Origin of the sequence: Vibrio sp. 10N.222.55.C6 (assembly GCF_041473395.1) — a bacterium.
Classification (GTDB): domain Bacteria; phylum Pseudomonadota; class Gammaproteobacteria; order Enterobacterales; family Vibrionaceae; genus Vibrio; species Vibrio crassostreae_C.
Genome location: NZ_JBFRSD010000013.1, coordinates 1 through 21,391, shown reverse-complemented (window position 1 = coordinate 21,391; position 21,391 = coordinate 1). Strand labels below are relative to the sequence as shown.

Genomic DNA, 21,391 nt, shown 5'->3' with positions numbered 1-21,391 from the left:
TCTCAGAAGTAAACTGAGCGATAAAGGGCTCAAATGAGCCCTTAAGTTTTTTGGTTACTTAATCAGAGATCGAGCCCCGATATCACAGATTATTGAAGCAATGCTTCGAACGTTAGGTGAACGTTCGCGCTTGCTTTGTCTGCCAGTGGGTTGTCAATCAACTCACCTTTGTAGTTCGCTTTCATTACGTAACGACCCGCTACGTCTGGAGTGAACGTGATTTCACCGTTCTCATCACTCACTACATCAATCTGTTCTTGGTGGTTGCGGTAAAGCGTGCCTTCACGAGTGATCTCCGCTTTCACGTCTTTTTGGATTTCACCGTTGTAGAAGAATTGGAATGTCACCGGTTCGCCTTCAATGATGTCTGAAGGGTGCGTTACTGGCTTCATTTCAAGTAGCTTGCCTTCAATTTTGAAGACTGAATCCGATGGCTTACCTACTGTGATGTAGCTTTCTGCACGAGTGAAGCTGATTTGTGTTACCACGTCACGCGACTTTTCAGGAAGAACTGAATCACGTTCCGCTTTGTTTGCTTTGATCCATTTCACTGTGTCACGACGACCCGCTTTGTATTGCGTGTAGTAAGAAGGCTCATTGTTGATTGCAACTTTGTGCGTACCTTCTTCTTCGAAGTAGAAATCAAAGATTGAACGACGTTTGCCGCGAACAACAAAGTTAGGACGTTCACTACGGCCATCAGGCATGATGACATGTGCATTTTCACTGCCTGCAGGCTTATCAAAAACAAACGTACCGTGAGACGCAGTCACATCGAACGTTAGCCAATCACCACCTTCTTTAGATACGGTAAAGTGTGATGGCAAAATCCAGCGTGGGTGAGCTTGTGCTGTTGTCGTAACCGCTAGGCCGAATGCCATTACACCCGCTAGTGCAAGTGCCTTAATTTTTGTCTGTTTCATCATGTTCAATTCCATTATTTATAATTGTTAGCCGTGTCGCTCTATCTGAGCCTACGATGACGACTGTCTATTCTGTTCAGTTTGCTTTTGCTATTCGCACTTACTATTTAGCGATATAGTTCAGAGTGATTTCACCCGTCTCTTCTGTCGCCTTTAGCTCATAAGAAGCATTTACATCCGTTAGCGATACTTTTTGACGAAGGTAATTACGGCCGCCGTGTTCACGCACAACCTCGATATGAACCGTGTATTCGCCTTGCTCTAGAGTTTGGCCATCATCGCTCTTACCATCCCAAACGAAACGGTACTGGCCAGCAGGACGCGTTGCAGACGTCACAGCATCAACCAGTTCACGATCGTAACGGCCAACCTTTCTCCACCAGCTGCGCAGATCCTTAAGCCATTCGTCTTTACCGACCCAAAGCTCGATGGTTTTCACTGACTTTCGTTCGCTATTCTCTACCCACACCGCCACATAAGGACGTGCATACATAGAGGTATCAATCTTTGGAAGCTCAAAGCTGACATCCAGTTTTGCCGTATCAGGAATCGCTTGTGCCATACCTAGGCTTGGCAAAAGAGATAAAGCAAGAAGCGCCTTGCTCCAGTTCATTTTTTTCATTTTTAACAACCTTTTAAATCCGTTTAACCTTAAGTTCGCTCTTCAATCCGATTCATCAATCGAATCAAGCGTTAAGGCACGGCGACAAAATAGATAACCAATGAGATTGCAGACCCAAACACCGTCCATTTGATGGAAGTATTAAGCGTCTTTTTCTTAGGTAACAGTAAGCACACGCCAGTAAGCACAAAGAAGATCATCAATAGCGCAGTGATATCGATAAACCATTTCCATACTTCACCGCTGTTACGACCTTTATGCAGATCGTTCAACAATGCGATAACGCCGTAATTAGTGGTTTCGACTTCTACAAACTCAGACGTAACGTCAACAAAAACGGAAGCGTTGTAGCCGGGTCCTTTGAAGTCCATAGATACCTCACCGATGAGCAACTCACCATCTTCAATCTCTGAATAGATGTCCAAACCAGAAGGAACGCCGGAGAGGTTGGCTTCTTCGAACAGAAACGTTTCAAAGGCTGTCTCGTCAGCTTTTAAACGTCCGTCTTGAACCGTAAATAAACTTGTAGGAAGCGTTAGCGTAGAGCGTTGGATATTGGGTTGGCTTGATTCAAATAACTCAGGTCGGTTCAGGGTGATACCGGTTACTGAGAAAAAAAGAACCACGAACAGAAGCGCCATAGAAATATAAACATGAAGTCGACGAGCCCATGACTGAACCGCCCTACTTTTTAACGACATACAAACCAATACCTATAAATTTTATGGCGACAATTTAGTTGATAATCATTCGTATTGGCATTCAATTTACATTGTTTACGTTTGCCGAGTGGCGTAAAGAAATTTACATAACATTACATGGGAAGTAATCGAACTGTATGCATATTCTTGCTAACGTGTACTAAAGGGATTTGATTCGTTTTATTAGAGGTTATTGATAACAGGGTCAAAGCTCAAAAAAGCTCAATCTCAACATGCTTGATTGAGATGGGTTTAAGGTAACAGTCGTAGCTTTAAGGATAGAAAGTTGGGACTATTTGATCACTGGTTTGATGATAGCTAATGAAGCTTAAAAGGATTTGAAATGCGTATTTTTGTTTTGGCTTTTGCTGCGCTAGTGACGGCGTGCACCAGCCAAATAATCAGCACGGAAGAACATATTCAAGAATACATCGGTTCAGACATAACCGATGTACAAGAACGTTATCTCACCGAACGGTCACGCCCTATCAGTTTTTGGGCGTCTCGAAACTATGCTTGGGTTGAAACCAAGAAACCGTTAGACAATAGTTATACAGTACACGCATTCAAAAACCCTTATCGTGACTGCACCATTAATTGGGTTGCTGATACCAGCGGCGTGATTCAAAGTGCTACGTCCAGCGGCACGATGTGCGAGCCTTAACTGCCGCATTGGAACGATAAAGTTCAAAAAGCTTTAACCGCCAAAAATTAAAAAGGGTGTCATTTGAACCATCAAATGACACCCTTTTCTATTTACTACTTTCTCTTGTCTTCTTTTGCGTTAACAGCAGTTAGACGTTGCCGTTATCACTAACCGTTCTTAGCTGAGTCAGATATTTAATCCAACCTTTTGCTTCAGAAGAAGGCTCAATGTTGTTCGCACGTTTCGCTTGAGCAAGAGCATTATCAAGATTCTTTAGCTTGTACCATGAACGTACTTTCGCTAAAGCAACATCAGCTTGCTTGTTCTTGTCTTTCACTTTATCCAAAACAACCAGAGCACGATCGTAGTAACCTTGTTGAACCAGTAACTGAGCCACATTCCAATGATATTGCGTGTCTTTTCTAGACGCTAACGTCCACACTTCAATAGCACTGTCCCACTCTTTCGCTAACTGCCAGTAGGTTGCTTGCTCAGCCAGAAGTTGAACATCGCTGTTCGCATCATCTAACTTACTAATTTCTTGTGCTGCGCGCTCTGGAATGCCACGTTTCGCGTAAAGCTGCGCTAACAAGCGGCGATCTGAGTTCTTCAGCTCAACACCTTGTAGATCAGCCAGTGCTAACGTGTTCAATGCATCACGATTACGATCTAACCTAAGTTGAATACCAACCAGTTGACGCCACCAGTTATCTTTCTCGGGTTGAAGTTCAATCAAGCTTTCCAGTGTAGGAATCGACTGTTTCCACTGCTTTAACTGAAGCTGTGCGCCCAGTTTTAGCGATAGAGGTGATAACTCTGGTTTTGAATTGAACTTGTCGTGATTACCGATGGCCACTAGGACTTTCGACCAGTTTTCAATTTGGTATTCAGCTTGTGCAATTCGCATCCAAAGCGTGTCTTTCTTTTCCTTTTCAGGCGCTGTTTTCACTAACTCGTAGTAGTGCGGAAGCGCGTTTTTAAACTGCTGATCGTTCAACAACAAATCAGCCAGCATACGCTTCGTTATCCAAGCTTGCTCATCGACTAACAAATTCGTATCGACGGCATAAGTGAGCTGCTTAATCGCCGCGTCAGTTTTGCCATCTTGCCAGTAAAACACACCCAACATACGAGCTACGTATGCTTTGTCGTAACCTTTAGAAAGCTCCAAGCCTGCGAGTACATCAATCGCCTGTTTAACCTGTTCATCTTGAGCAAGCTTATGCGCCTTTTGAACACGAATGGCAGTATATTGAGATAGCTCTTGCGCTTGTGTTGTAAGGGGCATTAACAACAAGCCCACTAATATCCATATCTGTTTCATCATTTTGCCAACTTAAACTCTAGTTTCACGGTTTGACCAACCTGAGCTATCGCTTTTCCATCGACGACTTTTGGTTGATATTTCCATTTTTTAAGTGCTCTCATCGCTTCACGTTCAAACATACGACGTGGGTTTGCGTCAGTGACTTGAATGTCAATTGGGCGTCCCGTTTCATCGATAGTAAAAGACATAATCACATGGCCTTCAGCTCCACGCTTAAGCGCTTTCGCTGGATAACGAGGCTCTACTCGATACAAAGGCATTGCTTGTTGGTTTGACCCAAAATCAGAGAATGTCGGTGCGTTAATCGCTAAGCCATCAATGGATGTGTTCAAATCCAATGAAGGCAAAGAAGACATCGAATTCAGAGGCGTAACTTCAGCTTGTGACTGAGACGTTTGCGCTTCCGGTGGCGGCTCTGGCATTTCTGGTTTTTCAGGGACTGCACGTTGTCTTCTTTGAACTTCTTGTTCTTGTTCCACCATTACCATGTTGAAACTTAACGTCTCGCTATCGTCTGGTGAACGTTGGTGGCCATTATCGACCATCCAAGCCATGAAAGAAAACAGCGCTAAGCCCAACGCGCCCGCTAGCGGTAAAGCAAGAAATAGGCGAATCATTTATGAAGATCCTCCAAGATCATCGCTTATCAGCAGCAAGCGCAATGTTTTTAACACCTGCACCTTTCGCGGCATCCATCACTTTAACAACAGTACCGTTGTAAGCGTGTTCATCCGCTTGAATAACCAAAGAAGCATCAGGTTGTTCTAGCAACAAGTGCTCTAACGTCGCTTGGACACGTTCAACATCTACGACACGCTTGTCGATGAAAATGTCGTTTGCAGAAGTAATCGCAACAAAGATGCCTGCATCCTTTTGGCTTACTACGTTAGAAGCTTGTGGGCGATTGACTTCTACCCCTGACTCACGAACAAATGAACTGGTCACAATAAAGAAAATAAGCATGATAAAGACAATATCAAGCATCGAAGTAAGGTCTATTTGAGCCTCTTCGTTTTTAGAATGACGTCGACCGAGTCTCATCGTTGACTCCTTAAAGATTTTTCTAATTTCAATTCTAAGCGGTTACATACTTTCGCTAAGCGAGCGTGAACGAACATGCCCGCTAACGCTGCAACCATGCCTGCCATGGTTGGCAGTGTTGCTAACGAGATACCTGAAGCCATCAATTTAGGGTCACTGCTGCCTTGTGTCGCCATAATATCAAAAACAGAGATCATACCGGTTACAGTGCCTAGCAAGCCCAACATCGGGCAAATAGCGACTAACAGCTTAATAAAATTCAAGTTTTGGTTAAGCAAGATACTCGCTTGCCCTAACCAACCTTCACGAATGGCTTTGGCATGCCAAGAAGAGTGATCTTCTCTTTCATGCCATTTCGCTATCCAAGCTTGGCGTTGCTTAGGAAAGTAGAACGCAAGATAAAGCACACGTTCTACCACAAGCACCCAATACACTAGGACGACAGCCGCTAGCCACCACAGGACGAAACCGCCCTGCTCCATAAAGCTTGATAAAGACAGCAGCCAGTCACTCGTTAACCAACTCGCTGGTAATAGAGAACCCGACAAAATATCCATTACGCAGCAGTCCCAACTGGTGAAACAACAGCGTTTGATTCAACGGTCTTTTCAGCCTGCTCAGCAACAAGACCAATACCTTGCTTCTCAAGAATATTGCGAATGTTTTCTGCTTGAGTGCTAAGAATGTTGTGTGCCAGTAGAAGAGGCATTGCCGCAACCAGACCAAGTACCGTAGTTACAAGCGCCATCGAGATACCACCCGCCATAACTTTAGGGTCGCCATTACCAAACTGAGTGATCACTTGGAATGTTTCGATCATGCCGGTTACTGTACCTAAAAGGCCCAACATTGGTGCTAGTGCCGCCAATAGCTTAAGCATCGATAAGCCTTTCTCTAGGTGAGTCTGCTCATCAACGACGGCTTCTAAAAGACGTAGCTCAAGTGCTTCAACCGTTTGGTTTTGTTCTTTGTTGTACACCGCAAGAACACGACCTAGTGGGTTATCACCCGCTTGCTCAGGGTTCTTAAGTTGCGCGCGAATTTTCTGGCGTGCGATAGCAAGAGAGACACCACGAACTAATGCGATGATTAGACCAATAGCTAGTAGGCCAAGAATCACTTTACCAACCACACCACCCGCTTGTAGACGGTCAGTTAAACTTGGCGTAAGTGCTAATTGCTCTAGCATAAACCCGCGAGAAGGATCGACAACCACGTTAGATACTTCACCATTCGCTAACGAAGAAAGTGACGCTAACGTTGGACCATTTTGTGGTTGCTTAAGGTAAGCGATCGCATCTTCACGCTGAGTGTTCCAGCTAACATAGCCTTGCTCTGTCACAAGACCAATCGAACCTAGTCGGTAAGCGTCAACCTTGTTTGTATTGCCTTCACCATTAATGAATGCAATTTGAGATTTGCTAAGCTCAGAGCTCGCTTGGATCTGTTCAACCATGCTCATCCACAAACCGGTCAGCTGTGGCATTGAAGGCAGTGATTTAGCATCAATGATTTGATCAACAGTTGCAGTGTGTTCAGCACGATCAACACTATTCACGGTTGAGCTAAGCTCTGCGCCGAGTTCTTTTGCGTTTTGACGAACGACACCGAACAGCTCGCCTAAGCTACCGGTTTCTAAACGCAGCTTCTCTTCTAAGCGAGCAAGCTTGTTTTCGTTATCACTGAACGTTTGAGTCAGAACATCTGTCGCACCTTGGATAGACGTACGCTTCGCTTCAAGCTGAGCTTTGATCGCTTTCAGTTCTTGTTCTGTCTTTTTGAAATCAGCTTCACGCACTACGTTGTGAGAAGCTTGAGTACGGTTTTCTGATTTTGCTTTGTTAACGAGCTGAGCCGTTGAGTCTGAAGCTGAGAAAGCAGAAAATGAAAGTGATGTAATGCAAAGCAATACTGCTAATGATTTTAAGTTCATTACTTAACCTCCGCAACAATTAAAGAAACAGGTAAAGTAATCAAGCTTGGGGCAGCTTGTTGGCCAGCAATATCGTACGCTTTATCTAGCTCAGACTTCATAGAAGAATCAAGTTCTTGCCATTGAGCTTCTGTTTGATTCCAAGCCCAGTATTGGCTGCCATTTAGGTTACGAGCAACTAAAGAGATACGACCTAAGTGCAGAACATCTGCCTCGATTGTTTTATCACTCGCCAATGCGACACGACCTTGGTAAACACCCAACTTAATGCCGTAGTCCATCTCGATTTGGTATGCCTCTAGGATACGGCGGTATTTCTCAGCGTCACTTACGTCAGCACGAGTCATCATTGCTTGTAGCTTTTCTACTCTTTCTAGACGCTGTTCTTTCTTAATCGGCACGTCTTTCTCTACCAACTGTTCAAGACCATCGATCATTTGATACATCAATGGCACAACACCTTGGCGTGTGTATTTGATTTCTTCGATCTGCTCTTCAATGCTTTGAGCTTCTTGGTTTTGGCTCTCAACTAATGCAGCAAGGTGATCGTGATAGATTTCTAGGTTTTTAACTTCTTCTTGCAGACGCTCAATCTCAGCTTGCAGCATTAAAGTCGCTTGTGAGCTTTTATCAATAACCTTTTGGCTCGAAGCCGACGCGTTATTGGTCTTGTTTTGAATTGATTGAGCTTGATCCAAGCTGTTTGCCATAGAAGACGTTGCAACCAAACTGATGGCAAGCGCTAGGCTAGTTTTTAAAAGATTCATAATTGTAGTCATTTACTATAGAAGAAGGTCAAATACATTTTATTGATAAATACTATTATTGATAAGCACTCTCATTATCATTAAAAGTCACTCGCATTACTAGGGATATTTTACTGAATAGCAGAATCACGAAAGGAGAAAGCCGAAACTTTCCCCTTAGTATTTAGGCTAACAATAGTACCCTACTAACAAATTAGTATTTTACCTGTAAAGTCGCCATGTAGTTACGGCCTTCGCCGATTACTACGTCTTCAGCAAATTGGTGGTTTGAAGATGTTGAACCGCCCCCCGCTAGGTATTCTTTATCAAATACGTTCTCGACTGTTAGACGCGCTACGAAATCAAGAGAATCGTCGTACTTAAGCGTGTATGCAGCACCCATATCTACACGTGCGTAGCCGTCTTTCTTGAATGTGTTCGCGCTATCGCCGTAACGAGAACCTTCGTAGATAAGACCCAGGTTCACATCAACTTCGTTTGTTGCTGCATAGGTAGACCAAACGCTTGCTGCAAACTCAGGTACGTCTACTGGACGGTTACCTTCATATGTTTCATGGTTCGTGATTTCAGCATCTAAGTACATTGCAGAACCAGACATTGAGAAGCGCTCTGAAATAAAGCCTTGCGCTGCTAACTCAGCACCACGGTGAACTTGTTCGCCACCTTGTGTCTTCGTCCAATCGCCTGATGAAGTGTCTTCTACATCCATTGAAATGTTTTCTTGGGTAATATCGAATACCGCACCAGAAACGAATAGACGTTCGTCCATCAGTTCCCACTTAGTACCGACTTCGTAAGACACGCCCGTTGCTGCGTCAAGAAGTTCGCCATCGTTGGTGTAGTTGCGGCTTCCGCTAGACACAACACCTTGTGGTTCGAAACTTTCAGAGTAAGAAGCGTAGATACTACCGTTTGATGCTGGGTGGTAAATCAGGCCAAGCTTAGGCGCTACATTTTCTTCTGCTACGCCATCACTTACTTTACGGTCGAAACGAGCACCCGCAAGAACTTGCCATTCATCATTAATAGTAATCAAATCTTGGATGTAGAAGCCCCAAGTATCGTAAGTACTCATCTTACCTAGCGATGTTGGACCCACTGACGGCGCTGGTACTGTTGCATCTGGTACGTATTCAGCGCTGCTGAAGCGATCCATACCACGGTAGTAGCTGTAACCTAACCAGTTAGCACCGAATAGTAATTGGTGTTCTGTGCCCGCAAGATCGGCGGTTGTCGTTAGATCTACGTAAGCCGTTCTAAAACGCCATTTGTCATGACGGTAGTTACCGCCTTGAGTAACGGTACCCGTACCGTCAGGGTTCATATTTGAAAAGCTTGGGTAGCTTTCCATATCGATACGTTCGAAATCTTGGTAGTTGAAACCTGTTTTCACTGACCATGTATCAGTTAGATTAGCAGCAATATCAAAACCAACGTTCTCAACATCATTCTCGATCTGTGACCACTGTGCATCCCAGATGTGCTTGTCGCTACCTACTCGGTTGCCGTCTAGCGTGTATAAAGCGCCAGAATCTACGCTACCTTCGTCGTTAGTTTTGTCGTAATGAACAGAAACTGTCACGTCTTCAGTTACATCGTAATCAACGAATACACCACCAACAAAACGTTCTGTTTGTGGTTCAGTTCCGTCACCATAAGTTCTCCAAGAGCCGTAGCTTTCTTTAGATAGAATCGCGCGACCACGTAGAGTTTCAGCGTCGTTCAAAGCGCCACTTACGTCTACCGTTGTACGAGAATGGTCATTAGAACCAATATCTTGGCTAACACTTACTTGCGTATCGTAAGTTGGCTTTTTGCTTACCATGTTGATCAAACCACCTGGTGCAGAAATACCGTAAAGAAGACCAGAAGGTCCTTTTAGTACTTCAACACGCTCTAGCAGTTCGATTGGTTGGCGGTAGTGAGACCAGTGTTGTTGGCCATTTTTCAGGAAGCCTGAAGAGCTCTCTACCGAGAAACCACGCAGAGAAAAACGCTCACGGTTACGACTAGTACCACCAGCACTGACACTCGCGTCATTCTTAAGAACGTCACCTAAGGTTGTTGCACGCTGTTCATCGATGATTTGCTCATCAATTACTGAAACTTGTCCCGGAGTCTCTAATTGAGTCGCCTCCATGCGCATTGCTGTTGTGTTCGTGTCGGCTTTGTAGCCGTAATCTCGACCTTCAACAACCATATGTTCATCTGTTTTTACTGTTTCTGCCAGTACTGCCGGTGAAGCTAGTACCGCGCCGATCACTAAAGCCAATGGGCTCTTTGAAAACATGTCCTTTACTCCGATTTATTCTTTTATTCGAACACTTTTTATTTTGTTGTGTCCGTTGTTGTCCCGTTTCCGGTACCACTGAGTCATTTCGGAGGTGAATATAAGTGATAATTATTACCATTTGCATTAAATTTACATTCTTTGCATTCGTAAAGTTTTGTAAAGCGCTTAGAAAGACTTTGTCCTCTCCACCAGAAATTGTCGTTCAACACATCATTTGATCCTCTGACTTAATGATTCATTCACAAATAAGTGCACAACACTTTATTACAAGGTTATTTGCTCCATCAATCCAACCCCAAAACCGATAAGAAAACCTTCTATCTTATTTACTACCTTTGAAACGATGTTTTTATGTATAAAATCCTCGATAAATGTAAATAAATAGTGAATTATTTTGTTTTTATTTGTTTAATTTACACAATTATCAGTGATTTTGATCACATCTATAATTCCAAACTCATTTTTTGTTTTTCGAATTGATTATCCGACTGCTAATCTCCTGCTCACTTTGAAAAGGTATCAAAGTTATAAATAATAAGGAGTGTTCTAAATGAATACCAAGAAACCTATGTCTCTGACTGGTCGAGTAATCCTCGGTATGGTCGTAGGTATATTAACGGGATTCGCCATTCAATCCCTTTTTGCAGACAACGGATTTGTTAACAACTACATCGTTAACGGACTCTTTGAAGTGGGCGGACAAATCTTTGTCGCCAGTTTAAAAATGCTTGTTGTGCCTCTAGTCTTCGTTTCACTAGTGTGCGGTACAAGTTCTCTTAAAGACTTATCAACTCTTGGCCGTATGGGTGGCAAAACGCTTGCACTTTATATCGGTACTACTGCCGTTGCCATCACTCTAGCATTAACTATCGGTAACCTGTTCCAACCTGGAGCTGGTGCGGATCTTACTGCTGCGAGCTCTTTCAAATCAGCGGATGCCCCTTCTCTGGGCCAAGTAATCATCGACATGTTCCCAACCAACCCTATTCAGGCGATGGCTGAGGGCAAAACGTTACAAGTTATCGTATTTGCAGTGTTGTTTGGTATCGCAATCAGTGCAGCGGGCAAACCCGGTGAACGTATCGCTGCAGTTTTCTCTGATCTAAACGAAGTGATCATGAAGCTAGTTGCGCTACTAATGAACCTTGCTCCTTACGGCGTATTCTTCTTGATGGCGAAACTGTTCTCTGGCCTTGGCTTAGGTGCAATTTGGAACCTAGCAGAATACTTCTTAGTGCTTGCTGGTACCCTGCTGTTGCATGGCTTGGTGACTTACAGTGCGATGCTTAAAGGATTCACAGGTCTTAGTCCGATTACGTTCCTACGTAAGATGGAAGATGCAATCATGTTTGCATTCTCAACAGCATCTTCGAACGCAACAATTCCAGTAACTATGGAAACGGCTAAGAACCGTATGGGCGTAGACAACAAAGTCGCTTCTTTCACAGTACCACTAGGTGCAACTGTGAACATGGACGGCACTGCAATCATGCAAGGTGTTGCGACGGCGTTTATCGCGCAAGCGTACAACATCGACCTTTCAATGGGTGATTACCTAATGGTTATCCTAACGGCGACACTGGCGTCTGTTGGTACTGCAGGTGTCCCTGGTGTTGGTCTTGTTATGCTAGCGATGGTATTGAACCAAGTTGGTCTACCGCTTGAAGGTATTGCTCTAATCATGGGTGTTGACCGCCTTCTTGATATGATTCGTACCGCTGTAAACATCACAGGTGATAGTGCCGTATCTATCATCGTTGCTAAGTCTGAAGGCGCTCTAGACGAGTCTCGCTTCAACGACCCAGCAGCAGGTGAGAAAGAAGAAGAAGTTAAGCTAGCTCGCCAACAGGCATAGTCTCGCTTATCTTATGCTCTTGTCTTCAAGCTCAGGCGTAATTAATGGCTACGCCTAGCCCATACCAAAGCGCATAAAGAAAAACGCCACTGCAGATGCAGTGGCGTTTTTATTGGGCTATGTTTCTAAGCTATATTTCTGAGCAATATTTCTGAGCAATATTTCTGAGCAATATTTCTGAGCAATATTTCTAAGCTATGTTTCTTAGCACGCTTTCAGTCATAGTTATCTATGGAGCAAGACAGGTAACAGCAGGAAGCTAATCAGCGATTGGGAACATTAGATTTACTCTCAATCCCCCACCTTCTCTATTCTCAGCAGTTACATGTCCATTCATCACACCCATCGCTTCTTTAACAATCGCAAGGCCCAGACCGTAGCCACCAGACCGTTTGTCTCTTGCTGATTCAATACGAGTAAACGGGTCGAATATACCTGCAATCTTGTTATCAGGAATACCATCACCGTCATCTTCTACAGATATTACACTGTAACGTCTATCCATTACCTGTTCGTATGTCGTCACGACCACATGAGCGTTCTCACCCGCGTATTTAATGGCATTCCCGACCAAGTTACCAATGACTCGAAGCAGTAGCCTCTCATCAACGTTCACCATTGATATCGGCGTCTCTAGGGAACCAATCAAAGTTTGATTCGGTTTTAAATCGTTTTGCATCTGCGCGATCAACATTGAACAATAGTGCTCAAGGTGCATTAAACTTAACTTGGAGTCATAGCGAGAGGTTTCTAAGCGGCTAAATTCAAGTATCTCACCCACCAGCTTATTCATCTCTTCTGTTTCATTTTCCATTCGTTCTAGCAAACCAATGCTTTTATCATCAACCTTGCTGCGCAGCAGGTGTAGTGCGAGGTTTTGCCTTGCTAATGGTGTTCTTAACTCGTGTGAGACATCACGAATCAAACAACGTTGCTTTTCAGCCAGAGATTTAATCTCAAAGGTCATATAATCAAAATCGTGTGCAAGCTCGTTGAATTCACGCGTGGTGGAGTTCAACTCCGACACCACACCGACCGTGAAGTCACCTTGAGCCAGTCTGCGGCTCGCTTCTCTCAATCTATCCAACGGTTGCTGAAGGCTTTTGGCCATGATAATCGAGAACAGAGACAATACGACCAATGCAATCAATGCAATCAATGCTTTAAGCATATAGGAATATGGCGCAAAAGATTTTGCGGGATGAAACTGGTGCGGTAGTTGGATAACCAGTGTTTTACCGTTATCCAGTGGTAGGCCGAAGATCGGCTTACTCACACGATCACTAAGTTGGTGATCTAACGTTCTTAAGTATTTGAGCTTAAATTCAAAATGTGGGTGCATGTGACGATGTGTGATCGGACGATTGTCTTTATCAATGACGAACAGATAATACTGCTGAGCATTACCCCAGTCCGCGAGTTCATCCATGTCCCCTTCTTCGATCAACACATTCGCTTGGTAAGCAAGGTCGAGCATTTCCGCTTTTACCGATTCTGGGACTTTAAGCAGCGCTTTCATCAAGGCTCTTTCAGCGACACCTTGCAGGATCAAAATACTCACCAAAATGACGGTCAGGTAACTGAACAGTTGGAAAGTGAGTCCGTCTTTACGCTTAGCAATAAAATCAGGGCAACGCAGCAGTTTTTTACTCATGCTCCGACCGACTCTAGGTAACTGTAACCTTTACCACGAACGGTTTTTATATGTTGTTTAGACAAACCTGCCTGAACGAGCTTTCTACGTATATTGCTGATATGCATATCTAAATTACGATCGAAGGGACACAATTCTTTCTTGAGTACATGGATTTGCAGATCAGATTTTGAGACGACAATACCGTCATTTTTGACCAAATAATCAAGCAAGTCTTTTTCAGTGCCAGTTAATGGCAAACGAGAGAGTTGTTCACACAAGCCGTGATTAGAGGAAGCTAAAGATTGTCTTTGGCGTTCAAAACCCACTCGACGCAAGATCACCTTAATACGGGTTAAGAGTTCAGGAACATTGAAAGGTTTAGCGATGTACTGGTCGGCGCCTGCTTGGTAGCCATCGAGCATTGAGGCATCGTCGTTAAGTGCGGTTAGCATAAGAATGGGAGTAGCAAAACGCTGACAAATACGTCTTGCTACTTGAATGCCGCTTAGGTTCGGAAGCATTACATCGAGTAGAACCAAATCGACAGGGTGAGATTGAATAAACTCAAGCGCGGATTCACCGCAATGAACAGTATCAACGTGATACCCCTCATTTTCTAACACTTCACCCAGTAATTCACACAACTGAATATCATCATCAACAACTAAAACGCGAGACATTACACATACCGATAAATAAGAACTGTTTGCATTCTAATTATCGTTATTATTGATTTCAATTATAAAGTGCCCGATTTCCTCTATAGAAGAAAATCTTTTTCAATCGGTACAAATTTTGATGCAGAATCGATAAGATTTTGAGCAGTTAACCCGGGAACACCATACACTTCAACAGGCTTGCCAAAGCGCTCTTTGATTCGCTCTACAAGGATTTCGAAATCACCGTCTCCTGATACCAAAACAATCGTATCAACCGTCTCAGCAAGTTCTATCGCGTCTAACGCAATACCCACATCCCAATCGCCTTTTGCACTGCCATCTCGACGCTGAATAAACGGCTTTAACTTCACATTAAAGCCCACACCACGAAGGATATGATGAAATTGACGCTGCTTTGGATCTTGGCTTGAGATTGCGTAAGCATTAGCTGCAATAACGTTACGCCCTTCCGTGGCAACATACCAAAACTGGTTATAGTCGAAGTTAGAACGGTATTTGTCGCGCGTCGTGTAGTAAACGTTCTGAACGTCGACCAAAATTGCTATGTTTTCCATAAATTCATACCTTTAGATTTTCCGTATACCCTATTCTATTCAATTGTAAAATGCGAGTCGCTTTACTCAATAAAAATGAACCTGCCAGCTATCGTTAACGTAAATCTAATATCTTTAGCGTAAAGCTAAGTGTCTTTACGTAATCCTAACTATGCTTATTGTAAGTGGATTTGTTTTGAGCGTTTCTTAGGTGGTTCTGATCTTCACCTTCTTCTTTACGTAGCGTTCAAATCGTACTCAGGCTTAGAGTTTTTAAAGGGAGGTTGGCAATGCTGCACCGACAAACACACAATTCGATCGTAAGCATCGACACAACCAAAGCGATGCAAACTTTAAATCAACCATCAAACTCTGGTAGCTGGTTTAGTTTGCTTAAACTACTGACCATCAGCACGGTAATAATCATGAGCTTAACCATCAATTCAGTACTCGCCTACCCCGCTTATTCTCACTCAAAGCCTTTGCCACACCGCAGTGTGATTTATTTCGCTCCAAAGGAAGATTCAATCGTTAAAGAGTTTCTGAATGAAGTGTTGCTCAATAACTGTCAATTGGACGAACGAGATGTCGTCATTATGGTTATTGCTGAGAGTGGTTACACAGTCCCAACTTGGTTAGAAGAAGAGTTTAACTTAGAAGCAGTCACCAGTATTTACGAGATCCCGAAAGGATCACATACCGCTGTTTTGATTGGTAAAGACGGGAAAGAGAAGCACCGATGGAGTGGCAAAACAGATTGGAAACAGATCACCAATATCATTGACGAAATGCCGATGCGCCAACAAGAAATGCAGCGACAAGGCAGCCGCTGCAGTATTTGATTCTTGATGGACTCAGTAGTGGCTTAGAGATCCAATTAGAAGGTCAAACGATCAAGCTTGTTTGTTAAACCAAGCAAGTTTTTCATGGAGCTGAGCCACGCTGCCTACAACAATCAGCGCTGGGCTCTTTGCGACGCTCGCAAGGTCAGCTAAATCACGTAACCCACCTCTAAACACCTTTTGTTCTTGGCGTGTACCGTTTTCGATGATCGCAACTGGCATGTCAGCTCGCATACCATTATCGAGTAGATTCTTCTGAATGTTCGGACTCTCTTTCAAGCCCATGTAAAACACGATGGTATGGTTGTGCTGAGCAAGAGATTGCCAGTCAATATCTTCGCCATCTTTCTTCAAGTGACCTGTAATAAACTGCACGCTTTGTGCATGATCACGGTGCGTCAACGGAATGCCCGCATAAGCCGTTGCTCCGGCAGCAGCTGTGATGCCCGGAATCACTTCAAATCTAACGTCATTTTCAGCCAGTGTTTCACACTCTTCCCCGCCACGACCAAAGATAAATGAGTCTCCACCTTTAAGGCGTACTACATGCTTGTTCTCTTGTGCTTTAGTGACCAATAGTTGGTTGATCTGATCTTGAGGTACGCAGTGATGATCGAGCTTTTTACCCACATACAGCATTTCCGCTTCTGGGTTAGCCATCGCCAAGATATCCTTTGATACCAAGCGGTCATAAACCAAAACGTCTGCTTGTTGAATCACTCGTGCCGCTTTTAACGTAAGTAAGTCTGGGTCGCCCGGACCCGCGCCTACTAATGAAACCAATCCTTTGGTTATTTCTTTAACATTCGATGACGATACTTCTGACATGCTGTGCTCCGAAGGTTTGCTTGTTTTATCTCAAGCTTCAATCTATGTGATAAGTCACTGTATTCATGATGACTTATCCAAATCCTTAACCCTTAGACTATCAGGTGTTGAATTAAATATTCAGTCTAAATACTAACGAAGATAGAAGTAATTATAACAAAACAGTCTATTGCGAGTAATTTGCGCAATGATATAAGGGCTTTCGAACTAAAAAAGCCCCAAACATGTTGTTGGGGCTCTTAATCTCATACTAAATTACGTTTCACCGTATTCAGAATTACTTAGCACCTAGAGAAGGAGCTGTTTTAGCATGAGTTAGGTATAGAGGAACACACGTCATTAATAGACCACCAACGATGTTACCTAGGATTGTTGGGATAAGGTTGAAGTTCAACCATGTCGCGATACCAAAATCAGCGCCAAGAATCATACCTAGTGGGAATAGGAACATGTTTACCACTGTGTGCTCAAATACGAGTGCGAAGAAGATGAAGATTGGGAACCACATCATTGCTACACGGCCAGATACTGTGCGTGCAGTCATGTTGCCAATCACACCTAGACATACCATAAGGTTACAGAAGATACCGCGTACGAAACACGTGATCCATCCGTCCATACCCATGTTTTCAAAACCTAGGCTACGACCTGTAGAAACAGCAATGAACTTTTGAGCAACAGCGTTTGGTTCTAAAGAGAAGTTACCCGTTAGTGATACTGCAACAAGGAAAGCAACAATCAAAGAACCGATAAGGTTACCAAGACCAACAATACCCCAACAACGTAGGATACGACCCCAAGTAATACCTGGGCGGTTGTCGAATTTCGCTAAAGGTGCAAGGCCGAATACGCCAGTTACTAGGTCATAACCCATTACACTTAGAATGACGAAGCCAACTGGGAACACAAGTGCGCCAACAAGGCCAATACCGGTTTGAACCATTGCTGTAATAGCAACAACAACCGCTAGAGAAAGGATGATACCAGCCATAGTGCTTCGAATCAGAAGATCGCGAGTACTTGTTTTCGTTTTCGCTTCACCCACATCAATCATCGTTTGAACGAATTCAGCTGGTTTGTAATCAGGAGACATAAGGTTGTCCTTAAAAAGTTTAAATTAAAAGTTAAAATTGGATAGGAAAAGGCTCTAGTTGCCGAGTTAAGGCAATATCGAGAACTAGAACCCTTGAACTATCAAATCTTACTCATCCGAAGATTAAGCAGAGATTTCTACAGCGCCTTTGGCAACACGAGCTTTGTACGCTTTCACGTTGAAGTTCTCGTCTTCCATGCACACACCTGTTGCTAGGTTAAAGCGTTGCTTCTTAAGTGGGCTTGCTACCCAAAGCTCTTCTTTGTGCTCAACAATCAAGCCACGTGATAACACGTTTGACTGGAAGTAAGGGTCTGTGTTGCTAATCGCGAATACTTCTTCAGCTTTCGTTGGGCGGAATACAGCTACTTGCTCACCACCAACCAACGCACAAACACCTGTACCTGGGATAATGTCTTCGATCTTACAAACTTTGGTAAATGCCATGATGTCGTCTCCCCTTAAACAGATTCTACGTGAATGATGTCGCCCTGATGCTTTGAAGTAATGGCTTCAGGGTGTTTCTCAGTGAATGTCGCAGGACGGTGTTGTTCACGACCATCTTCAACAAACACAACGTTATCATCGCGGTCATCAGCATTGATGAAGTGTGCAAAGCGCTTAAGTTGAGCTTCGTCGTTGATTGTATCTGTCCATTCACAAGCGAAGTTATCAACTAGGCCAGCAATGTCAGTTTCAAGTTGGTCATTGATACCAAGCTTGTTGTCTACAATCACTTCACGTAGGTAATCAACACCACCTTCTAGGTTGTCCATCCATACCGAAGTACGTTGTAATGGCGCAGCCGTGCGGATGTAGAACATCATGAAACGGTCGATGTACTTGATTAGCGTTTCTTGGTCTAGGTCGCTTGCCAGTAAGTCTGCGTGACGAGGTTTCATACCACCGTTACCACATACATACATGTTCCAACCTGCGTCAGTCGCAATAATACCTAAATCTTTACCTTGAGCTTCAGCACACTCACGAGTACAGCCAGACACACCAAACTTCATCTTATGAGGAGTACGGATGCCTTTGTAACGGTTCTCGATCATCACGCCTAGGCCAACTGAATCTTGAACGCCGTAACGACACCAAGTAGAACCTACACATGTTTTCGCCATACGAAGTGCTTTTGCGTAAGCTTGACCCGTTTCGTAACCTGCAGCGATTAACTTCTTCCAGATTGCTGGTAAGTCATCTTTCTGAGCACCAAATAGGCCGATACGTTGTGCACCTGTGATCTTGGTGTACAAGTTGTATTCAGCAGCAACATCAGCAAGAACGCTTAGTGCTTGAGGTGTTACTTCACCACCCGCCATACGAGGGATTACAGAGTAAGTACCGTCTTTTTGCATGTTACCTAGGAAGTTGTCGTTGGTATCGTGCAGCTTCACTAATTCAGGCTTAAGGATGTGTTCACCCCAGCAAGAAGCAAGGATAGAACCTGCTAGAGGCTTACATACTTCACAGCCGTAGCCTTTACCGTATTTCTCTAATAGCTCATCGAACGTTTTGATTTCTTCGATGCGAATTAGGTGGAAAAGCTCTTGGCGAGAGTATGCAAAGTGCTCACACACGTCGTTCTTCACTTCAACACCAGCTTTAGCAAGTTCAGCGTTTAGTACTGAAGTCACTAGTGGAATACAACCACCACAACCAGTACCTGCGCCTGTTACTGCTTTGATATCACTGATTGTGTGGTGACCTTCAGCAACCGCTTGAGCGATCTTGCCTTTAGTCACATCGAAACAAGAACAGATAACAGCAGACTCAGGAAGAGAATCCGCGCCAAGTGTTGGCTTTTCAGCACCAGCATGAGCAGGAAGAATCAATGCATCTGGGTGTTCTGGTAGGTCGATTTCGTTCAGCATAAGCTGTAGAAGATCACCGTAGTCAGACGTGTCACCAACCATTACTGCACCAAGCAGCTTCTTGTTGTCTTCAGAAACGATTAGACGCTTGTAAACTTCTTGTTCTTCGTTTTGGTAAACGTAGCTCTTACAGCCAGGAGTACGACCGTTCGCATCGCCGATAGAGCCTACTTTCACGCCCAAAAGCTTAAGCTTCGCAGACATGTCAGCACCTTCAAATGTGCTTTCGTTACCAACAACGTGGTCAACCGCTACCGTTGCCATTTTGTAACCAGGAGCCACTAGGCCGTAGAACGTTTGGTTCCAAGACGCACACTCACCGATTGCGTAGATGTGTTTGTCTGTCGTTTGACAGTGATCATTAATCTCGATACCGCCACGTGGTGCAATACCCAGCCCCATTTGACGAGCAAGTTTGTCTTGTGGGCGAATACCAGCAGAGAATACGATGAAATCAGTTTCTAGCTCTGTACCGTCTGCAAAGCGCATTACGTTACGAGCTTCAGTGCCTTCAGGAGCAATCTCAAGCGTGTTCTTACTTGTATGTACGTTAACGCCCATACGTTCGATTTTTTGACGAAGTTGGTTACCACCCGCTTGGTCAAGCTGCTCAGCCATTAGCTTTGGAGCAAACTCAACAACGTGCGTGGTTACACCAAGAGCTTTTAGTGCGCCTGCAGCTTCAAGACCAAGCAAACCACCACCAACAACCACACCAGATTTAGAATTCTTAGCGGTTGCTTCGATAGCTTTCAAGTCTTCGATTGTGCGGTAAACGAAACAGTCTTTACCTTCGTTACCTTTGATTGGCGGAACGAATGGGTATGAACCTGTAGCAAGGATTAGCTTGTCGTATTGAATTTCACGACCAGTACTTGAGTAAACTGTTTTCTTTTCACGGTTAACGTTAATAGCACGCTCACCGATCAGCATGTTGATGCCGTGTTTCTCGTAGAAGCCTTCTTTAACTAAAGAAAGTTCGTCCGCAGTATGGTGTGAAAAGTAAGAAGAAAGGTGTACACGATCATAGGCTACGCGAGGCTCTTCACAGAAGACTGTGATGTCCATGTTAGCAACGTCTGTCTTCTCGACTAAATCTTCGATATAGCGATGGCCGACCATCCCGTTACCGATTACGACTAGCTTCATCTTGCTCATAAGAATTCCTGAAGGTTATATATTTCTTAACTGAGCGAATAATGAATTATGAAAGAAAATGAAAATATGATGTAAATCAATTACGAAATCGAACTACCCTAAAGGGGTAGGACAAAAGAGGTAGATCTGCTGATTTATCATACGAAGCAAACGAATAACCGTAGGTTTAATAAGGTTTAGCGGGATTTTATATACACTTTCGTGCAGTAAATAAGATGTTGTAAAGTTTCACAATAGGTTAGCAGTAACACAAGTAAATGACAATCACTTTCATTTGCGGTCATAATAAGTGTAATAACTCATGAAAGCGTTACAGGATCATGAGCAACTATGTATAAATATGAAGAATTTAATGACGCAAAAGACAGTCGCCCTTTTCCATTCCCCACTCATTCCACTCACAAACGGCGCAATTGGTTAACAGATGCTGTTGGTTGTTTAGCAAATGATAGGTTTACATAAGGAAAAGACCGGCACAAAAGTGATCTGATATAGCTTGTTCCTAGTGGTGCTACTGATTAGAGAGCATACGTGGAAGTTTGAACATAGCATGAGGGTTTAGAATTTCAGATAGCAAAAAGGCCAGCATTTCTGCTGGCCTTTCAACTTTGAATAGTGGAGGCGCCTCCCGGAGTC

General features: G+C 43.8%; 20 protein-coding genes. 3 read left to right on the top strand and 17 right to left on the bottom strand.

The annotated features are described in order from the left end of the window. Positions 1–89: 89 nt before the first annotated feature. The 3 genes from AB4486_RS10725 to AB4486_RS10715 all read right to left on the bottom strand — a co-directional run bounded on the left by AB4486_RS10725 (position 90) and on the right by AB4486_RS10715 (position 2,246). Entirely contained in the window at positions 90–926 is an 837-nt protein-coding gene (locus tag AB4486_RS10725; RefSeq protein WP_104215067.1) for a DUF4198 domain-containing protein, read from the bottom strand. Between the two features lie 100 nt (positions 927–1,026). Continuing rightward, a complete protein-coding gene (locus AB4486_RS10720) occupies positions 1,027–1,545 on the bottom strand; it encodes a DUF2271 domain-containing protein (protein WP_372117140.1) in 519 nt (172 codons plus the stop codon). Positions 1,546–1,616: 71 nt separating this feature from the next. Next, complete coding sequence (locus AB4486_RS10715; protein WP_372117138.1) at positions 1,617–2,246, bottom strand: PepSY-associated TM helix domain-containing protein; 630 nt, start codon at positions 2,244–2,246, stop codon at positions 1,617–1,619. 343 nt (positions 2,247–2,589) lie between these two features. Between AB4486_RS10715 and AB4486_RS10710 the strand changes: the two genes are divergently transcribed. Next, entirely contained in the window at positions 2,590–2,910 is a 321-nt protein-coding gene (locus tag AB4486_RS10710) for a hypothetical protein (RefSeq protein WP_372117136.1), read from the top strand. A gap of 130 nt (positions 2,911–3,040) precedes the next feature. Here the strand turns inward: AB4486_RS10710 and AB4486_RS10705 are convergent, their stop codons facing one another. The 7 genes from AB4486_RS10705 to AB4486_RS10675 form a co-directional block, all read right to left on the bottom strand. Then, a complete protein-coding gene (locus tag AB4486_RS10705) occupies positions 3,041–4,219 on the bottom strand; it encodes a tetratricopeptide repeat protein (RefSeq protein ID WP_372058693.1) in 1,179 nt (392 codons plus the stop codon). Continuing rightward, complete coding sequence (locus tag AB4486_RS10700) at positions 4,216–4,836, bottom strand: energy transducer TonB (RefSeq protein ID WP_008219721.1); 621 nt, start codon at positions 4,834–4,836, stop codon at positions 4,216–4,218. The genes AB4486_RS10705 and AB4486_RS10700 overlap by 4 nt, the downstream gene beginning before the upstream one ends. Positions 4,837–4,855: 19 nt before the next feature. Continuing rightward, a complete protein-coding gene (locus tag AB4486_RS10695) occupies positions 4,856–5,260 on the bottom strand; it encodes a biopolymer transporter ExbD (protein WP_004739212.1) in 405 nt (134 codons plus the stop codon). Further along, entirely contained in the window at positions 5,257–5,817 is a 561-nt protein-coding gene (locus tag AB4486_RS10690; RefSeq protein WP_372117135.1) for a MotA/TolQ/ExbB proton channel family protein, read from the bottom strand. Before AB4486_RS10690 ends, AB4486_RS10695 begins: the two co-directional genes overlap by 4 nt. Beyond that, positions 5,817–7,193: a MotA/TolQ/ExbB proton channel family protein gene (locus AB4486_RS10685; protein WP_372117133.1), complete on the bottom strand. Its 1,377-nt coding sequence runs from the start codon at positions 7,191–7,193 to the stop codon at positions 5,817–5,819. Before AB4486_RS10685 ends, AB4486_RS10690 begins: the two co-directional genes overlap by 1 nt. Continuing rightward, positions 7,193–7,960, bottom strand: a complete 768-nt coding sequence (locus AB4486_RS10680; RefSeq protein ID WP_102333605.1) for a DUF3450 domain-containing protein — start codon at positions 7,958–7,960, stop codon at positions 7,193–7,195. Before AB4486_RS10680 ends, AB4486_RS10685 begins: the two co-directional genes overlap by 1 nt. Positions 7,961–8,153: 193 nt before the next feature. After that, complete coding sequence (locus tag AB4486_RS10675; protein ID WP_372117131.1) at positions 8,154–10,250, bottom strand: TonB-dependent siderophore receptor; 2,097 nt, start codon at positions 10,248–10,250, stop codon at positions 8,154–8,156. Between the two features lie 553 nt (positions 10,251–10,803). On the opposite strand from AB4486_RS10675, the gene AB4486_RS10670 reads away from it, so the two are divergent. Further along, positions 10,804–12,108 (top strand): dicarboxylate/amino acid:cation symporter, encoded by a 1,305-nt coding sequence (locus tag AB4486_RS10670; RefSeq protein ID WP_017062553.1) that lies wholly within the window; start codon positions 10,804–10,806, stop codon positions 12,106–12,108. A gap of 259 nt (positions 12,109–12,367) precedes the next feature. Here AB4486_RS10670 and AB4486_RS10665 read toward each other — a convergent pair whose 3' ends face one another. The 3 genes from AB4486_RS10665 to AB4486_RS10655 form a co-directional block, all read right to left on the bottom strand. Further along, positions 12,368–13,762, bottom strand: coding sequence for a histidine kinase sensor domain-containing protein (locus tag AB4486_RS10665; RefSeq protein WP_372117129.1), 1,395 nt, complete (start codon positions 13,760–13,762; stop codon positions 12,368–12,370). Beyond that, on the bottom strand, positions 13,759–14,424 hold the full coding sequence (locus tag AB4486_RS10660) for a response regulator transcription factor (RefSeq protein WP_017062555.1): 666 nt from the start codon (positions 14,422–14,424) through the stop codon (positions 13,759–13,761). The genes AB4486_RS10665 and AB4486_RS10660 overlap by 4 nt, the downstream gene beginning before the upstream one ends. Positions 14,425–14,504: 80 nt before the next feature. Continuing rightward, on the bottom strand, positions 14,505–14,978 hold the full coding sequence (locus tag AB4486_RS10655; protein ID WP_010429860.1) for an NYN domain-containing protein: 474 nt from the start codon (positions 14,976–14,978) through the stop codon (positions 14,505–14,507). 323 nt (positions 14,979–15,301) lie between these two features. On the opposite strand from AB4486_RS10655, the gene AB4486_RS10650 reads away from it, so the two are divergent. Then, positions 15,302–15,799, top strand: coding sequence for a DUF4174 domain-containing protein (locus tag AB4486_RS10650; protein WP_050546503.1), 498 nt, complete (start codon positions 15,302–15,304; stop codon positions 15,797–15,799). Positions 15,800–15,850: 51 nt separating this feature from the next. Here AB4486_RS10650 and cobA read toward each other — a convergent pair whose 3' ends face one another. The 4 genes from cobA to nirB all read right to left on the bottom strand — a co-directional run bounded on the left by cobA (position 15,851) and on the right by nirB (position 20,755). Next, positions 15,851–16,627: a uroporphyrinogen-III C-methyltransferase gene (gene cobA / locus AB4486_RS10645; protein WP_372117128.1), complete on the bottom strand. Its 777-nt coding sequence runs from the start codon at positions 16,625–16,627 to the stop codon at positions 15,851–15,853. 277 nt (positions 16,628–16,904) lie between these two features. Continuing rightward, positions 16,905–17,720, bottom strand: coding sequence for a formate/nitrite transporter family protein (locus tag AB4486_RS10640; RefSeq protein WP_017062558.1), 816 nt, complete (start codon positions 17,718–17,720; stop codon positions 16,905–16,907). 123 nt (positions 17,721–17,843) lie between these two features. Continuing rightward, the gene (gene nirD / locus AB4486_RS10635) at positions 17,844–18,167 is read right to left on the bottom strand and encodes a nitrite reductase small subunit NirD (RefSeq protein WP_017069123.1); all 324 of its coding nucleotides are present in this window, start codon (positions 18,165–18,167) and stop codon (positions 17,844–17,846) included. A 14-nt stretch (positions 18,168–18,181) separates the two neighbouring features. Further along, positions 18,182–20,755, bottom strand: coding sequence for a nitrite reductase large subunit NirB (gene nirB, locus AB4486_RS10630; RefSeq protein ID WP_372117126.1), 2,574 nt, complete (start codon positions 20,753–20,755; stop codon positions 18,182–18,184). Positions 20,756–21,391 lie beyond the last annotated feature (636 nt).

What these genes read in the sequence shown, in the direction of transcription:
- AB4486_RS10725 (WP_104215067.1), bottom strand. Translation starts at nt 926, where the DNA reads ATGATGAAACAGACAAAAATTAAGGCACTTGCACTAGCGGGTGTAATG.
- AB4486_RS10720 (WP_372117140.1), bottom strand. Translation starts at nt 1,545, where the DNA reads ATGAAAAAAATGAACTGGAGCAAGGCGCTTCTTGCTTTATCTCTTTTG.
- AB4486_RS10715 (WP_372117138.1), bottom strand. Translation starts at nt 2,246, where the DNA reads ATGTCGTTAAAAAGTAGGGCGGTTCAGTCATGGGCTCGTCGACTTCAT.
- AB4486_RS10710 (WP_372117136.1), top strand. Translation starts at nt 2,590, where the DNA reads ATGCGTATTTTTGTTTTGGCTTTTGCTGCGCTAGTGACGGCGTGCACC.
- AB4486_RS10705 (WP_372058693.1), bottom strand. Translation starts at nt 4,219, where the DNA reads ATGATGAAACAGATATGGATATTAGTGGGCTTGTTGTTAATGCCCCTT.
- AB4486_RS10700 (WP_008219721.1), bottom strand. Translation starts at nt 4,836, where the DNA reads ATGATTCGCCTATTTCTTGCTTTACCGCTAGCGGGCGCGTTGGGCTTA.
- AB4486_RS10695 (WP_004739212.1), bottom strand. Translation starts at nt 5,260, where the DNA reads ATGAGACTCGGTCGACGTCATTCTAAAAACGAAGAGGCTCAAATAGAC.
- AB4486_RS10690 (WP_372117135.1), bottom strand. Translation starts at nt 5,817, where the DNA reads ATGGATATTTTGTCGGGTTCTCTATTACCAGCGAGTTGGTTAACGAGT.
- AB4486_RS10685 (WP_372117133.1), bottom strand. Translation starts at nt 7,193, where the DNA reads ATGAACTTAAAATCATTAGCAGTATTGCTTTGCATTACATCACTTTCA.
- AB4486_RS10680 (WP_102333605.1), bottom strand. Translation starts at nt 7,960, where the DNA reads ATGAATCTTTTAAAAACTAGCCTAGCGCTTGCCATCAGTTTGGTTGCA.
- AB4486_RS10675 (WP_372117131.1), bottom strand. Translation starts at nt 10,250, where the DNA reads ATGTTTTCAAAGAGCCCATTGGCTTTAGTGATCGGCGCGGTACTAGCT.
- AB4486_RS10670 (WP_017062553.1), top strand. Translation starts at nt 10,804, where the DNA reads ATGAATACCAAGAAACCTATGTCTCTGACTGGTCGAGTAATCCTCGGT.
- AB4486_RS10665 (WP_372117129.1), bottom strand. Translation starts at nt 13,762, where the DNA reads ATGAGTAAAAAACTGCTGCGTTGCCCTGATTTTATTGCTAAGCGTAAA.
- AB4486_RS10660 (WP_017062555.1), bottom strand. Translation starts at nt 14,424, where the DNA reads ATGTCTCGCGTTTTAGTTGTTGATGATGATATTCAGTTGTGTGAATTA.
- AB4486_RS10655 (WP_010429860.1), bottom strand. Translation starts at nt 14,978, where the DNA reads ATGGAAAACATAGCAATTTTGGTCGACGTTCAGAACGTTTACTACACG.
- AB4486_RS10650 (WP_050546503.1), top strand. Translation starts at nt 15,302, where the DNA reads ATGCAAACTTTAAATCAACCATCAAACTCTGGTAGCTGGTTTAGTTTG.
- cobA (WP_372117128.1), bottom strand. Translation starts at nt 16,627, where the DNA reads ATGTCAGAAGTATCGTCATCGAATGTTAAAGAAATAACCAAAGGATTG.
- AB4486_RS10640 (WP_017062558.1), bottom strand. Translation starts at nt 17,720, where the DNA reads ATGTCTCCTGATTACAAACCAGCTGAATTCGTTCAAACGATGATTGAT.
- nirD (WP_017069123.1), bottom strand. Translation starts at nt 18,167, where the DNA reads ATGGCATTTACCAAAGTTTGTAAGATCGAAGACATTATCCCAGGTACA.
- nirB (WP_372117126.1), bottom strand. Translation starts at nt 20,755, where the DNA reads ATGAGCAAGATGAAGCTAGTCGTAATCGGTAACGGGATGGTCGGCCAT.